Source organism: Segatella copri, from assembly GCF_026015465.1.
GTDB classification, from domain to species: Bacteria; Bacteroidota; Bacteroidia; order Bacteroidales; family Bacteroidaceae; genus Prevotella; species Prevotella copri_E.
Window position 1 is genome coordinate 231,030 of record NZ_JAPDUQ010000001.1, and the last position, 15,580, is coordinate 246,609.

Below are 15,580 nucleotides of genomic sequence, written 5' to 3' on the forward strand. Positions count from 1 at the left end.
TCTCCAATATCAAGAGTAGCTGCGTTAGCAAACATAGCAAATAATACGCCACACACTAGAGTAAATAACTTTTTCATAAGCTTTATATATTTTATAGGTTTAAATATTGTTTTTAGAATCAACACGTTTATTGGTTCTTTTCGGTGGCAAATATATGACAAAAGTAGCGAAATACATGATATTATCTTGCTCATTATCAATACTATTCTTTCTACATGCCATTTCTTTTAGAATTTGATGCAATTTATCTAAACTAAACTTTCGCATGTGATTTAAGTACGGGCTGAAGGCCGTTTCTGTGTTGGCCTCATGTTTGCCTTCAACTCTGCCTTCTTCCATACTTCCGGGAAAAGTTGCTGAAAAAGTTTTATGGTTGCATGCAAGCACATGAAGAAGAATACTCAAGTGGTTCAATCAAGCAACTCAAGTAGTTCAGTTAGCGAGTTCAGACGTCTCTGTTAGCTGATGCAGACGTCTCGATAAGCTTACAGATACGTCTCCGTTAGCCTACGCAGCCATATTCTTAACCCGATGCAGCCATATTCGTAACCCAATGCTGCCATATCCGTAACCCGACGCTGCCATATTCGTAACCCTACGCAGCCATATTCGTAACCCTACGCAGCCGTATTTATAACCCGATGCAGCCGTATTCGTGAATAAGTTTTATGTAATCATCTATCATCCATCACGATTTGTACTCACAAGCTTCTTAACAGACTAATATACAGACGTTTAAATAGCGTGATGGATACTTCGAAAACGGAAATATCCATCACGCTATCCATCACGATTTGGGGTTATCCCTCACAATATTCTCACTACACATTACCAGATACTGCATATCATTGTTGAAACACTTGCGATAGTTCAAATGAGGCTCACTTGAATCTGGACAGGATGTATCCGAAATTACATCGCGACGTATCTGGCGCTGCGTCGTGACGCGTCTGTTATCACGTCGGGACGTACCAGATGCTACGTCGGGACGCAATTTCGGGAACAGCATTGGAGATTATACGGGAAAAATAGCATCAAAAACAATAGGCATTGAACCAAAAAAACGCCTTTTTGCTCAATGCCTCCTGCCTTTTGCCTCAAAAACACCGCTAAAAATCACCAAAAACACCTAAGTATCGCTATTTTTATGGCAATATATGGCAGATTATGGCAATTAAAAAGCTATTGCAATATCGGTATCAACTAACAATCAGGCTGTTACCAGCTTATATGGCAATATGGCAATTCTTTTACGAAAAAAAATCCTACAGAAGTCTTTCACCACAAAAAAACAAGTTAGAAATAGCATAAAGAGGATTGACTAATATCTTCTTCCCTTTTGGGCTGACAAACTCCCCAAAGTTCTCCAAAGAACAGCGAATGGCATACTTAATATGCTCTTTTTCCATAAAAACATAAAGACTCGCCATCGAACCTCGTAAACCAGACTTCACTTCCATCGGAACAATGTCAATGCCACGAGACAAGACATAATCAACCTCCGAAACGGTTCCACGAGTCAAGTTTTGCCAATAGTATAAGTCATGGCGCTCATTAGGCGACATATACTTTAGTAATTCCAATCCTGCCACCATCTCCGTCAAACTACCCTTATCAACTAAGTCTGCAGCATTGTCAACCAATAGTTCTTTCACTATAGAATTAGTAGAGTCTCCTATTCCTAACAGATTGAGGAGAAAGCCATGATCTATCAGATTATACTTCACAAACTTCGGATTAATCTCTGCACCAAGCGGAATGCCATTTGCCGCAGTATGCCATACAGGTATAATGATACCAGCATCTCTAAGCATCTCCAAAGCATTCTTGACTTGCGCAGTCGTATATCCCCCTTCTACTTGGCTAAACACGAATTTACTCCCCACTTGATGAGCCACACTAAACAATGTTTGACGCAGCAAAACAGGATTGACCTTGGCTTTATATTTCACGAAATCATCTATATAAGTTTGCTTCAACTCACTAAGCACAGAGTCTACTTCCAAATAACTATTCGTATCAACGTACTTAGCCACAGCAGCAGGCATACCACCTATAAGCAAGAATGAACGAAACCTCTCCACTAATCGCTCATAGAAGACATTCATCAATGGCTTTTGAGAGGTTGCATTCCGTTTCATACTTACCAATCCATCATCACCTAAAGCATAAAGGAATTCATCAAAAGACATCGGATATACAAACATCGAGCGGATACGCCCTACTCCATAAGCACCTAAATCCTTCAATGCAAATTCCAACAGCGATCCAGCTGCCACTACATGAAGTTCAGGATAATCTTCCTTGAAAAACCACAAGCTATGGATGGCATTAGGGCATGCCTGTATCTCATCTAAGAACAACAAGGTTTTGCCAGGAATAACGGGAACTTTGAAATATGCCGACAATTGCTCCGAAATAAACTTCACGTTTAAATCTCCATCAAAGAATTCCTTGACAGTCTTATCACGCTCAAAGTTCACTTCCAAGAAATAAGGAAAGGACTCTCCCAAGTGTCTAATGGCACTTGACTTACCTACCTGCCTTGCTCCTCTCACAAGCAATGGTTTATGCTCTACAGAACTTTTCCACGCTTCAAACTCTTTATCTATTTGTCTTTTCAGATACTTCATATCTCTATATTATTGATTTTCAATGCAAAGATAATGCAAACGAGCGCAATGAAAGCTTGCTTTCTGATTGCCGAGTGCAGCTTATCTTATGCAAAGATAGCACTTTTATCTGAATAAAAGCCAATCAATTAAGCTTTTTTATAAAAAAGTCAGAGGTTATTTGATGCTAAAATATAAAAAAGTCGGAGTTTTTTTGATGTTAAATTATAAAAAAGTCAGAGGTTTTTATCTTATACTTGTAGCAGTTCCCCAAAGTGGACACAAAAAATGATTATTAATTATTTATATTTTTAAAAGTACACATATCTATCAAATTTCGTTCCTTTTCATTTGCAAAAGTAGACAATCTCATCCATATTTGCAAGTTTTTCTTTATAAAAGTGAACATTATTCTTTATTTTTCTCATTTCCAGCCATTTTCTTCCGTTCTGTGACGAACTTCGGTGTTGCATTAGCCTCTCGCTTCCCAAAAGTGTCCTTTCTTGGAAGCTCCCCTTTATAAAACCTCTTCCTGTAATTATTTGGCGTATCATAGCCGATAGCATAACATGGTCTTTTCTCATTGTAATAATCCACGTATGCGTCCAAGGCCTCCTCGAACTCCTTTCTTGAATTACATGTCTCAATCTTGAAGTCTATGAACAATTCCTCTTTTATCCATCCGTTGAGGGATTCGTTCACAGGGTTGTCTGTAGGCTTTCCTGCCCTGGACATAGACCTCACAATCAACGTGTCCTTTATCAGCTCATTATAGGCGAGTGAAGCATACACGCTACCTTGGTCCGTATGAAGAACAGTTGGCTCATCTGTGCCCTTCAACAGGTTGATGACATCATTTAGCCCATCAATGTACTGGTCTCTATGTCCACGTCTCTCAGCCACATGCCACGTTAGGATTTCTTTCGTAAAGACATCGAAATACATGGTCAACTCAAAGAAGAACCAAGAGTATTTGATGACTGTCATGTCAGAGACGATAACTTGTCGAGGTCTGTCTACCGTGTCCCACGTGGAATAAATGAGGTTGGGGTACTTATCCTTTACTTTACGTGGTTTGTAATGTATCTTGTGTCTCGTTTGTGACTGAATACCAAGATATTGGAAGCATTTATAAGAGAAATTGTCGCTGATACTCAACTGTAAATTGATTCTTATGTACGCCGCCACCCACCTGTAGCCATGTGTAGGGTGTTCCGAGTGTATGTCCTCAACCACACCCACCATGAACTCACGATTGATCTCACGGGATGAAGGCTCTCTTCTAAGCCACTTGTAATACCCCGACCGACTTACTCCCATCATCTTGCAGATATCCTTGACAGGATACTCGTGCGATAGCATGTCCACTATTTTGAACTCTTCATTTTTAAACGAACATACTCCGTTTGCCCATCCTCGTTCTGCCTCACCAGATATTTTTTTTTGAGCCGTTCATTCTCAATACGCAAGCGTAGGATTTCTCGCTTATACCCCTCCTTGGTTTTGTCAATGCCCTCAGGAAGTATGTTCCCAATCTCAGCATCAGCACGAGCCAACCCCTCTATGCCTGCTTCTTCATATTGCTTCAGCCACTTCTTAAAAGAAGTTTCCGAGACATTGTTTGCCCTGCAGAAATCACTGAGCTTAACTTTGGAGTTTCCCTTGAACTTACGAATCAAGAACTCCTTTTCCAATGGATTTAAATGCTTTGCCATAAAAAGTTTCCTTTCTGGTGAATACTTGACGATAAGATAACCGTGCTTCGGCAAGTTGTGTGCCCTTACGTTCGGGCTACGCCCTCTCTACAGGGCACACAACTCTATCTGCTTGCAAAGGTAATCATTTTCCATCAGTTTTCCACCTTTCTGTGTCTACTTTTTGAGGGGCAGCAACTTGTAGCAGTTCCCCAAAGTGGTACAACACGAAAAAGCCAGAAAAAAGAGGGTGCACCATGAACTGATGGCACACCCTCCTAAAACAACTAACAATTTCACTAAACTTATAACTTACCAATCTTCTTCATTCTGTCTACCTGCGTCTTTACTACATCCAATGTAGATTTATCAGTAGAAAAAACGGAGTTCAGACCTTGCGCTTCCTGAGCAGGATCACCGGTGTAGTCATCACCTACCTGCCACTGCTCATGCTTAGGATTGGCAAAACCGCCCCATCCCCAGAAGTTACAACCGGCAAAGTAACCGCCGGATGCAGCATTGTCGCCAACAAGACTGAACACATACTTATAATATCCATCACGTGCTTCTGTTGTAGAAGAAGTTGAGAAAGAGAAACCATCACGAGGATAGCCGAACTCCTCCATCACCAATGGCTTCCTGATACGTCCGCATACCTCTAGATGTTCATCAATATACTCCTTTGTGTTCTGGCAGGAGATTTGCAAATCTTCCAGCAAATGGTCTTTTCTAGCCCAACTCCAGTTGTATGGCCAAAGATGAATGTTGCAATAATCTACATTCTTGTCGGCACAGATTCGTTCCCAACAGTTCAGTTCTCCTTCACATCCCCATTTGCCTTCGCTACCGATAGAAATCAGATGATTCTTATCGAGCGAACGGATCAGCTTGCTCGCTTCACCCAGCCACTTTTCGAAAGCAGGCAACTGCTCTTTGCTGAAAGCACGAGGCTCATTACCTATCTGCCATGACATGATGGCCGGGTCATCCTTATACTTCTTCTTTGTATATCTGTTGGTTCTCGTAAGTATGAATTTCACATAATCATAGAAAAGCTGATGCGCCTTTTCGCAGGATGCATATTTGGCAACGAAGTTCATGAAGGCAGGATATCCATCTTCGTTAGGACGGGGAGCCTGACCCAAACCAGCCTGCTCCAGGTAATAGCCATAACCGCCACTCCATTCCCAGGAGTTGTTCAGGTAGAGCACGGCCAGCATCTTGCGTTTGCCCATCTCCATCAGCAGATAGTCGAGACCGGCAAGAATCGTATCGTTATAAACGCCCGGAGCTTCCTGCAGCGTCGGCTCAACCTTGGTCTTCACTCCTCGCTTTCCATCAGAGCCCACCAGGATGCGGAGATTATCAATGCCCATCTCCTTCATCTTATCGAGTTCCCTACAGAGACGCTCACGGTTGCCGCCCTGTCCTTCTGAACCGAGGATGGCACCATACCAGAAATTGGTACCTACATAATAATAAGGTTTTCCGTCGCGAACGAAATGTCCGTCCTTCACCTGCACAAAGTTTGACTTCGCAGAGATATTGCATGTAGCCAATGCCATCATCAATAAAACAAATGTCTTCTTCATTTATTTATTAAGTTTACAGTTTAAAGATTCATTTTCGGTTGCAAAGATACTAAATAAGGGCAAAAAAACATGATACTTTTTTGCCCTTTCTACATATAAATCTAAACTATGCTTATTTATTATTGCTTTTTCTGCTTTTTTCTAAGGTTTCGGATAGATTCTCAGGTAATCTTCCATCCCTTCGGCTGCTCCCTGCATCACACCTTTAAATATATAGAAGTCGGAAACCACCTGCTTCTTTCTGTCGAAGATGGTCATGTGAGGAAGAGGCTGCACATTGATATCCCAGACGTATGGGATAAGTCCTGCCTTCATCATTTCGGCAGTCACAGCACCATACCATGCCATCATACTCTCATTATGCTTCTCCTGATTACCACCGAAGAGAGAGGCATCCTTACGGTTGGCACCATATTCACCGATGACAACAGGATAACCCTTGTCCACAAACTTCTTCTTCATCTTCATCACCTGGTTGATAATATGCTGGTAGGCATCCACATTCTTATTGTTATACCAGATGGTGTTGACGGTGCGTCCCTGATCGTCAGCAGGCGCATGTCCTTTCCAATAAAGAGCCACCTTGCCCCAATCGGCATCTTTGTCCATCAGGGTAAATATATAAGGATCGTAGAAATGAACCTCTGCCATCAGACGGTTCTTCACCTTATCCTTCAGACGGGTGATGTCGTAAGAATCCTTTGCAGCCAAATCAATCTCGGTCTTTGGAGTCTGTACGATGAGCACACGGCTGGCATTATTACCACCGGTAGCACGGACGGCATCGATAAACACTTGTTCGTATGCCAGGAGACGGTCGGCAAACTCCTTACTATCAGGAGCCAGCATGTCGCCTTGAACCTGCGGACTGGCACCTCCCACTCCCGGTTCGTTGAGGGCAGCAAAGAGAACCCGCTGGTCATACGTCTTGAATTCCTTTGCTATATTCGTCCACAGCTTGCGGAACATCTCCTTATGCTCTGCCACATTCGCCCCACTGGTAAAGGCATCATGCTCCATCCATCCGCCATCCCAGTGTTCGTTGATGATGACACAGAGACCGGCATTGAGACCATAGTTTACGATTTCCTTGATTCGTTTCATCCAGACAGAATCTATGGTCATATTCTCCTTATCCGTAAGATGTCCAGCCACCCAGGATATAGGGATGCGAAGACTGTTGAATCCCTGCTGTTTCAAACTCCGGATATAGCTCTCAGTAGTCTTATCATTCTGCCATGAAGTTTCTGACTTCAGTCCTGCCTGATTGGTAAAGACATCATTCCAGTCGCACGCCTCCATCGTATTACCCAGGTTGACTCCTGGAGCCATATAGTGAGCCAATTGAGTTGCAGTAAGTCCCATCTTAGCCATTTTAGGATTCTCAGGCTTTACCTGAGCACCAGCAAAGGCAAAATGAGCTACAGCCAATGCTATCATAAGTACTTTCTTCATTCTATTAATGTATTACCATGTGATTGTCTTTTTAGATTACTAGTGCAGTTAATCTATTGCAAAGTTAACACTTTTTCCGCTACAGGTATGTAACAATATGTTTCATTTATATACACAAAATGTTACAAGTGAAAAAAAGGCAAGAAAGTGCTAGTCTTTCTTGCCTTAAATATAAAATGACTGATAGGAATCTAACTATTACCAAGGATACTTACCTTCCTGAGCACCCTTCATCAAACCATCTACGACAGCCTGTTTCTTGACAGAACCATCCTTGCGGTTGATAACAGAACCTGTCTCCCAATAGAAAGGAACACAACCATTGTTCTTAGCCACCTTAGTAACATACTCACCATAGTAAGCTACAGACTTGTCATGAATATCCTGATTCTCAGACAAGTTGCGGAACATGGCAGAATACTCACCGATGATACAAGGAATGCCCTTGCTAACATACTTATCGTACATCTTCTTCATAGAAGCATCTACCCAAGCCTCAGCAAAAGCATCTGGTGTATTGCGGTCAGAACCAGCTACCTGGTTGTCCTTGCCCCAGAAGTAATAGCACTTGCCCCAAGAAGCATCTTCCTCCATCAAGGCAAACTGATATGGCTCATAGAAGTGAACCTCTACCATCAAGCGATCCTCCGCTGCATCAGTAGGGAGAGCTATCATATGATCATTGGTTTCTGCAATGCTTGTACCCAAGCCTTGAACTATCAAGGTACGCTTAGCATTGTTGCCACCAGTTGCACGAACAGCATCTATCATGGTCTGCTCATACTCTACTACACGAGCCACAGCCTCAGCATCAGTCCACTTCTTGCCCTTGCTAGAAGTCTCGTTCATACCTGGCTCATTGCAAGCTGCAAAGAGAAGATGCTCGTCATAGTCCTTAAACTTGTTGGCAATCTGAGTCCAGATGGCTTTCTGCTCTGCATTGATGGCATCCTTCTTAGAAGCATCGAAGATGTTGTCTTCCAACCATCCATTGTCCCAGTGAGAGTTGAGAACTACGTACATATCATTCTGAATACACCAAGAAACGACACGTGCCACACGGTCGAGCCACTTGGCATCGATTTCAAATGAAGTCTTGTCAGTGATGTAAGAATCCCAAGCGCAAGGAATACGAACGGCATTAAAGCCAGCAGCCTTCAAGCCCTTGATATACTCCTCGTTTACCTTATAGCCAGACCAAGCACCCTCATCAGCTGGACACTCCATAGTATTACCAATGTTGATACCAGCATACATCAAGGCAGCCAATTCCTTGGCACTATGAGTCATCTCTCCTGTAGGAACCTTAACCGGCTGTACATTCTGGGAGATTGCTACATCCTTACGACTGGTGCCTGCAACCACACGGATGCTAGCGGTACGAGACTCCTCACCTGGGTTGGCAGCTAAAGTGACATCATAGTTATAGACATCACCCTCTACACTAGCCTCTGCCAAAGTCAAGAAGTCAGAACCCTCAGTAATGGTAAGAGTTGGCTTCTCTGGAGATTGTACAGAGAGAGTCTGTGTGCCTCCCACTCCTTCAAAAGTAAGCTCAGGATTGAGCACTTTGAATCTGACAGGATCATCATCATCATCAGAACAAGCGGTGAAGGCAAAGCCTACTACCAGTCCCATCAACAATAGAAATAAATATTTAATATTCTTCATTGCAATAATTTTAGTTTAGAGTTGATAGTTGATAGTTTATAGCTAACTTGCTACACGGCGAAGCAGCTATGAACTATCAACTGTTAACTATCTTAATTTACCACTGAGGCTGAGCAAACAAGCTATGTACAGTAAACTTGGTGCGGATAGACTCATTGAAAGCAAGGCTCTTCATCACATCACCCTCTGGAGTACCGAATGCACAGCCTGCACTCTTAGTAGCACCAAAGCAGTTCCACAACTCCAAGCGATACTTAGGATTTTCATTGCTATCAATGACCTTAGACTTATCGTAAGATACAGCCTTGCCATCAAGATAGAATTCATCGAGAGTTGCATGAGTGCCTGGGAAGAAACCATAGAGGTCAGCAATCTCAATGAAGGTCATGATAGAACCATCCTTGTGAGCATCACTCTTATAAGTGATGTCAAACTGGTTGTTGCCCTTGATAGAGTACTTACCACCTTCGTTCACTACTTCCAAGGTCTGACCTTCGTTGTAACCCCATGTACCAACCCAAGATGGGTTAATGGTAATCAAGTTTGGAGTATATACGCCAGTACCATCACTTGTGTTAGATACTACGGTGAATGTTACCTCGAATGTGTGATTGAAAGCCAAAGCTGTCTCATTGGTTGTTTCACCACCACCCTTGTGGAATGGGGTATCCTTCAAACCGTTCCAGCTGTCATTGTGGCCGCAGCCCCAAATGTTAGCCATCTCCACACGGTAGTTGCCCTTGCCTTCCAAGTCACCATAGAAGAACTTGCTAGCATCATATTTCACCTCATTGCCATCAGCCTTGATACCGTCAATGCGAACGAAAGCCTTTGGATAAGCAGCAGAATATCCCTCAAGTTCGAGGAGATAAACCATACCTGCCTTACGAGGGTACTGGGTATTGAAGGTTACAGTATAAGTCTTCAAGCCTTTGGCACCACCCAGTACATTAACGATAGCTGAGTTCCAAGCATCAGGAGTATTTTCGTCATCACCACCATAGCAAGTCAACTTAGCGGTGAAGCCATTCTTCAACTCATCAGAAACATAGTTGACACTCTCAAACTGTCCATCGCTAGTACGATAAACCCCCAACTGCATCGTCTCGTCTGTCAAAGACAAGATACGCAAGTCAACATTCTTAGTCTCGTTGATGGCGCCAATGAAGTTAGCAGGAACCAATGGCTGGATGCTCAACTTCACGGTCTTGTTCTTTTCATCTATGGTATAGGTACCCTCTGTATCCTGGAAAGTGCCCTCTGCACCATCGGCACCAGCTAAATACTGATGAACCTTGACTGTACCATCCTCATTGAAGGTCATCGTACCCTGACAGTTCTTAGGATTTGATCCTACTACCCATCCCTGTCCAGCATAATCAGCAGCCCAGCACCAAACATCACCTACAACAGGCTGATTATTAGTAATGGTAGCCCAACTATCGTCCTTACCAAGGAAGTAAACAGGACCATCAAACTTATAGTGAGAGCCATCGAGACGCAAGTCGATTTCCCAAGTCTTACCAATCAACTTGCTCTTGTCGAACTTCACATTCTTAGCTACAGACACAGGACGGATAGCCAATGCCTGATATACAGGAGTAGTGGTACGACGGTTAGAATTCTGGTCGAAGCTATATGCCATGGCAAACTTGTTGTCAGTAACATTGATAGAACCAGAGAGATAATAACCATTCAAGCCTTCGCCAGAAACAGTACCCTGAGTACGAGAACCTGCAGCTGGCAAGAAGATAGAGTTTCCATTAGGACCAGTGAACTTATAACCAGCTACGCCGTCTTCCTCAACCCATTCCTTCTTACACTCTGTAAACAATTCCTCAAACTCATCGATAGTTGGCATAGTTACCCAAGAGCCATAAACCTTGTTAGCCACATCACGATCAGTTTTGTAAATATCAGCAGAAGCATAATTATCCAAATCAAGACTAGTTTGGAAACCAGTCATATCACCAAATCCGAAGAGACCACCCAAGTCGGTAGCCTTGGTAGCACCTACATTATACTTGCACCACTTAGTAGAAAGGCCCAAGTCTACAAGGTCCTCATCAGGATTGAACTCAGCATTAGGAGTAGTGAAGCTGCGCTCCTCACCATATACTGTACCATTACCCAAGTCGAGGTAAGCAGTATAATGATAAGTAGTGTTAGGGAGCAATCCCTCAGCCTTGATTTCATAATTGTCATTGATGCCAGAAGCCATGATACGTACACCAGCACGTACATTTTCCTGTCCCTCCTTACCAGAGATGACGATACCGCTAGCTGCCTCTGATGGAGCTAACTGAAGGCTACCCTGCAATACTGCAGAGTTAGCCGTCAAATCCTTCACCTCACCAGTAATAGCCTTAGCATCTGTCAATACAGCCTGCTGAACAGCGCCTTTGTAGGTCAATCTGCCCTGCAAAGTAACAAAGGCCTGATAGTAAACTACCTGTCCAGGCATACCTGTAATGGTAGCAGAGAACTCAGCATCGCTAGAAGCAGATGCCTTCTCACTCAGATTGGTCTCAGAATCACCATACATAAAACCAGTGGCGTACGCACTAGCAGCCTGATCTTCCAATCCTTTGACAGTACCATGGAATGTAGCAGATGTAGATGTTACATCAGCAGAACCTGTTACTACAGAACTATCGTCGAGCAACGGATTCTTGTTGACAGAATAGTCATCATCGCTACAGCCTGTCATGAAGATACCCATGACAAAGGCCATAATTCCGTATAATATTTTATTCTTCATAAGTTTACGCTATTAAAGTTATTGAATTGTAACAGATACAATCTCGATGTCGATGTTACCAGTGTCACCTCCATAGTCACCATAGCCATCCAGCTGGATAGAGAGGTCAAGACAGGTAGAGGTAAATGTCTGGGTAGAACCTGTAGTATTAGTCAAAGAGACAGTAGTCTCACCACCAGCAGTATTCACTTCGACAGCATCATCGAGGTCGAAACATCCAGGTTCCCATGTCTCCTTGATGTTATTATCAATCAAGGCACACTTAGGAGTCTTGCTCCAAGTTACACCACCCTTCACCTTGAAGGTAACAGTGATGGTCTGGTTCTTCTTCAACTTCACAGACTTTACATCCTTAAAGAGTCCCTTACCAGTCTCACCATAGTGATGGAAACCGATACGGAGGCAGCCATTCTCTATCCAAGAATAACCCTCCTCATGAATGAGTGAATTATCAAATGCAACCTTTGTAGGACCTACAGGACCTGTAGCAATCTTCTTATAAGCCAAGTTAGCAACGAGGTAAGAGTTAACCATACCATTCTCGTCCTTTGACTCAGGAATACCAATAGTCAAGCTCTGGTCATCAGCAGAATTACCAAGAATATAGAACTTCTTGCCCTTCAAATCGATGGTACGCTTATCGCTAGATACAGCAAATACTGTGATTTCCTTACTGAATGTCAGTGTATTCTCAGTGATTTCTACATCACCATCCACATCACCGCACTCGAATGCATAACCACCATCAGACTTCTTAGAGATAGTCAACTCGAAGCCATCGAGAGCCTTGTCGTCAAGAGCAGGAGCCCAAGTAGTATTATACTTGCCACCAATTACATTCTCCCAAGCCTTTACGTCAGGTGAACCATTCCACCACTTGAAGTCATAAGGATTTTCAGAATCCAAATTGAATGTCATCTTGCTACCTACATACTTGTCACCATTGATATCTGCTGTAAACAAGTCTGTATGAATGTTCTCAAAGGTTGGCAATTGTGGCTTAACCTTCTCTATCAAGCCTTGCTCTGACTTAGGGATGCACTCACCATGAGTCTTGATTACATCCTCAGAAACGAAGTTCCAGCAAATGTACCAGTTGCCCTCGCTATTGGTACGCTTGGTAACCAACTGGAGAACGTATGGAGTCAACTCTACAATCTGGATGTCCTGAGTATAGTTAGAGCAAACCTCATCAAAACCAGTATTGTGCATAGAGTAGCAATCTGTGAATGTGATGAGAGGCTTGGTCTTATCATTGAGGTTCATATTGAACTTACCAACCATATTGGAACCTGTGCTTGCGCCCTTGGCACCAGATTCACCACGATACATCGTAGCAACACAACCATTCTGAGCATCCATGCTGAAGGTCATATATGAATCCATGTATGGATCATCTTCAGGAACCAACCAGCTCTGGAAGCCAGGGTCCCAGTTTGGTTTCCAGTTACCAGTACCAAATACGATGTCCTTATAAACGGCATTAGCCTCATCATCTGCTGTATATCCCTTGCCATCACCATCAGGATCAAATGGAGAGACATACATCACAGGACCTGAGCACTGACCTACGCCATAGCTAGCATCACAAGGATACCACTTCTTACTGATACCCTTGGCAAGAGTCTCAGAGGATGGCAATGGATCACCTGTCTTATAATTCTTGTCAGCAAGATAGAACCACTTGTTGTCACTCAAGAGTGAGAAGTCATTCTGCGCCAAAGTAATCTTGTAAGGATCACCATACACGATTCCGCCAGGAGTCTCCACACCAAATGCCACCTCATACTCACCAGCAAAAGGAAGTTCTACGCTGAGAGACTGCTCCTGGGAACGGCCGATAGGAGTAACCCAGAGAGGAGTGGCATCAGATATCTTAGATTCCAGCTTCAACACGTTACCTTCTACGGTCACGGTATAAGCCTTACCCTCCACCAAGTCTTCTGGAGAGTAAGTCTTCTTGCCAAAGCCAAAGTCTTCAGGGGAGCAGGATGCTACCAAGAACATCACCATGGCTGCAAGAAGCGTCAATATATGATTATGTATTTTCATATCTTCTATTATTAAATATTTTTATTATGTTACCTAATCTACTCCTGTTTACCAACCTGGATTCTGTGTCAAGACACCACCAGAGAGAGTAATCTGGGTATTAGGTATCTGCATCAAGCCCTTCTTGGAAGTGAAGTTGTCGGTAGAGAACTTGGTAGTAGTCTCAACACCACCATTCTTTACCTTCACACCATTCTGAGCTTCCGTGATAGCCTTGGCTGCATAAGCACCATTCTTCTCATAGCGCATCAAATCCCAGAAGTGAACACCCTCGAAAGCCAATTCGATGGCACGCTCCTTGCGAATATTCTCAATGCTATAATCCTCTGGGTCCAAACCAACACGGGCACGAACCTTGTTCAATCCCCAATTGGTACCGTTCAACTCAGAGTGCATCAACAATACGTCGGCATAACGCATGATCGTATAATCTTGATAGTAAGTAATGTTCTGGTGCTGCTCACCCAACTTGAAACCAACTTCCTGACGTGTACCATCAGCGAAGCACATTGGAGCATACTTGCGAGTATAGTAACCCGTATATTCATAAGAGTCGGCCTCATCAGCTGCAAATCCAGCCTCATCACAACTCCAAACGCAAGCATTGAAACGAGGATCGTTCTTGTACTGCTCTACGAAATATGGAGTAACTGAGCAAGCACCCCAACCACTGGAAATACAAACATTGGTAGCACACTTGTTACGAGGACCAAGGTAAACAGAGAAGGTATTACCATCACCATTACCCCTGTAGTCATGAGTAGAGTTGAGTTTCAAGTTCAAGACAATCTCCTTTGACAAACTACCCTGACCTGCCTTCCAAGTCTTGCCGTCATACCACTTACCTGCATAAGTTGTCTCCCAAGCATAGGTGCCATTGGAAGAAGCATCCTTGGTACAAGAAGGCATCCAGAAGTCGGCATAATTCTTTTCCAACTCGTAACCACCATTGTCTACTACATCATTGATGGCTGCTGTTGCATCAGCCTTAGAACAAGCAGGATGCTCCTCGCCATAATAACCTGTATAATATAGGTACGCGCGAGCCATCAAAGCCTCAGCTGCATACTTGGTGATACGACCATCGTTAGAATCACGGTCCTTCAAAGGATAAGCATCAGCAGGAATATTCTCAGCTGCATACTTCAAGTCATCAAAGATAGCCTGATATACTTCCTTGGCAGGAGTACGTGGGATGTTCTCCTCTGATGGAGTCAACAACAAAGGCACATCGCCAAAGAGACGAACCAAGTCGAAATACAAGATGGCACGAAGGGCACGAGCCTCACCCATGATACGTCCCTGTGTCTTGGTATCACCATTCCAATTGATAGTAGCATCTGCCTGAATCAACTGGTTGCAGCGGAAGATAGCTGCATAATAGTTCTTCCAATCTGTATTGTAAAGGTCATTATAAGACGGAGCAATACCGAGATCGAACTGGTCGATGACGTTATTGTTCTTTGCATCAGAAAGACCTAAGCCACCAAAAGCCTCCTCAGAAGCAAACTCGGCGGTCAAATACATACCGACACCCTCGTCACTGAGTGTACGCTGCCATCCATCGTAGCAGCCTACGAGATCCATGTCAGCCGCAGCTGGAGTGCTGTAGGCGGTCTCGGTATTCATATTTGTCTTAGATGAAGTGTCCAAATAGTCGTCGCAAGATGTCAAAGACAAGGCTGACAACAATAAGGCACTCATCAATATATGTTTTCTTTTCATATTACTTCCCATTTAAAA

The 15,580-nt window shown here is 43.4% G+C and carries 10 protein-coding genes; all 10 read right to left on the bottom strand.

Annotation, left to right across the window (positions count from 1 at the left end; genetic code table 11):
* Positions 1-99: 99 nt before the first annotated feature.
* A complete protein-coding gene (locus ONT08_RS01020) occupies positions 100-339 on the bottom strand; it encodes a hypothetical protein (RefSeq protein WP_264958822.1) in 240 nt (79 codons plus the stop codon).
* Positions 340-1,265: 926 nt separating this feature from the next.
* Positions 1,266-2,633, bottom strand: coding sequence for an ATP-binding protein (locus ONT08_RS01025; RefSeq protein ID WP_119236697.1), 1,368 nt, complete (start codon positions 2,631-2,633; stop codon positions 1,266-1,268).
* A 387-nt stretch (positions 2,634-3,020) separates the two neighbouring features.
* Positions 3,021-3,974 carry an IS3 family transposase gene (locus ONT08_RS01030; protein WP_117695121.1) on the bottom strand — a complete coding sequence of 318 codons (954 nt, stop codon included), beginning with the start codon at positions 3,972-3,974 and terminating at the stop codon, positions 3,021-3,023.
* Positions 3,975-3,979: 5 nt separating this feature from the next.
* Entirely contained in the window at positions 3,980-4,327 is a 348-nt protein-coding gene (locus tag ONT08_RS01035) for a helix-turn-helix domain-containing protein (RefSeq protein WP_117695123.1), read from the bottom strand.
* A 284-nt stretch (positions 4,328-4,611) separates the two neighbouring features.
* The gene (locus tag ONT08_RS01040) at positions 4,612-5,898 is read right to left on the bottom strand and encodes a glycoside hydrolase 5 family protein (protein ID WP_264958825.1); all 1,287 of its coding nucleotides are present in this window, start codon (positions 5,896-5,898) and stop codon (positions 4,612-4,614) included.
* Positions 5,899-6,039: 141 nt separating this feature from the next.
* Positions 6,040-7,353 (bottom strand): glycoside hydrolase family 5 protein, encoded by a 1,314-nt coding sequence (locus ONT08_RS01045; RefSeq protein ID WP_264958827.1) that lies wholly within the window; start codon positions 7,351-7,353, stop codon positions 6,040-6,042.
* Between the two features lie 198 nt (positions 7,354-7,551).
* Entirely contained in the window at positions 7,552-9,024 is a 1,473-nt protein-coding gene (locus ONT08_RS01050; protein WP_264958829.1) for a cellulase family glycosylhydrolase, read from the bottom strand.
* Between the two features lie 97 nt (positions 9,025-9,121).
* Positions 9,122-11,785 carry a hypothetical protein gene (locus ONT08_RS01055; protein ID WP_264958831.1) on the bottom strand — a complete coding sequence of 888 codons (2,664 nt, stop codon included), beginning with the start codon at positions 11,783-11,785 and terminating at the stop codon, positions 9,122-9,124.
* Positions 11,786-11,803: 18 nt separating this feature from the next.
* A complete protein-coding gene (locus ONT08_RS01060; protein ID WP_264958833.1) occupies positions 11,804-13,837 on the bottom strand; it encodes a hypothetical protein in 2,034 nt (677 codons plus the stop codon).
* 48 nt (positions 13,838-13,885) lie between these two features.
* The gene (locus tag ONT08_RS01065; protein WP_264958835.1) at positions 13,886-15,562 is read right to left on the bottom strand and encodes a RagB/SusD family nutrient uptake outer membrane protein; all 1,677 of its coding nucleotides are present in this window, start codon (positions 15,560-15,562) and stop codon (positions 13,886-13,888) included.
* Positions 15,563-15,580: the final 18 nt, after the last annotated feature.

Excerpts from the sequence above, each read along its gene's own strand:
- ONT08_RS01020 (WP_264958822.1), bottom strand. The coding sequence starts at position 339 with ATGGAAGAAGGCAGAGTTGAAGGCAAACATGAGGCCAACACAGAAACG.
- ONT08_RS01025 (WP_119236697.1), bottom strand. The coding sequence starts at position 2,633 with ATGAAGTATCTGAAAAGACAAATAGATAAAGAGTTTGAAGCGTGGAAA.
- ONT08_RS01030 (WP_117695121.1), bottom strand. The coding sequence starts at position 3,974 with ATGCTATCGCACGAGTATCCTGTCAAGGATATCTGCAAGATGATGGGA.
- ONT08_RS01035 (WP_117695123.1), bottom strand. The coding sequence starts at position 4,327 with ATGGCAAAGCATTTAAATCCATTGGAAAAGGAGTTCTTGATTCGTAAG.
- ONT08_RS01040 (WP_264958825.1), bottom strand. The coding sequence starts at position 5,898 with ATGAAGAAGACATTTGTTTTATTGATGATGGCATTGGCTACATGCAAT.
- ONT08_RS01045 (WP_264958827.1), bottom strand. The coding sequence starts at position 7,353 with ATGAAGAAAGTACTTATGATAGCATTGGCTGTAGCTCATTTTGCCTTT.
- ONT08_RS01050 (WP_264958829.1), bottom strand. The coding sequence starts at position 9,024 with ATGAAGAATATTAAATATTTATTTCTATTGTTGATGGGACTGGTAGTA.
- ONT08_RS01055 (WP_264958831.1), bottom strand. The coding sequence starts at position 11,785 with ATGAAGAATAAAATATTATACGGAATTATGGCCTTTGTCATGGGTATC.
- ONT08_RS01060 (WP_264958833.1), bottom strand. The coding sequence starts at position 13,837 with ATGAAAATACATAATCATATATTGACGCTTCTTGCAGCCATGGTGATG.
- ONT08_RS01065 (WP_264958835.1), bottom strand. The coding sequence starts at position 15,562 with ATGAAAAGAAAACATATATTGATGAGTGCCTTATTGTTGTCAGCCTTG.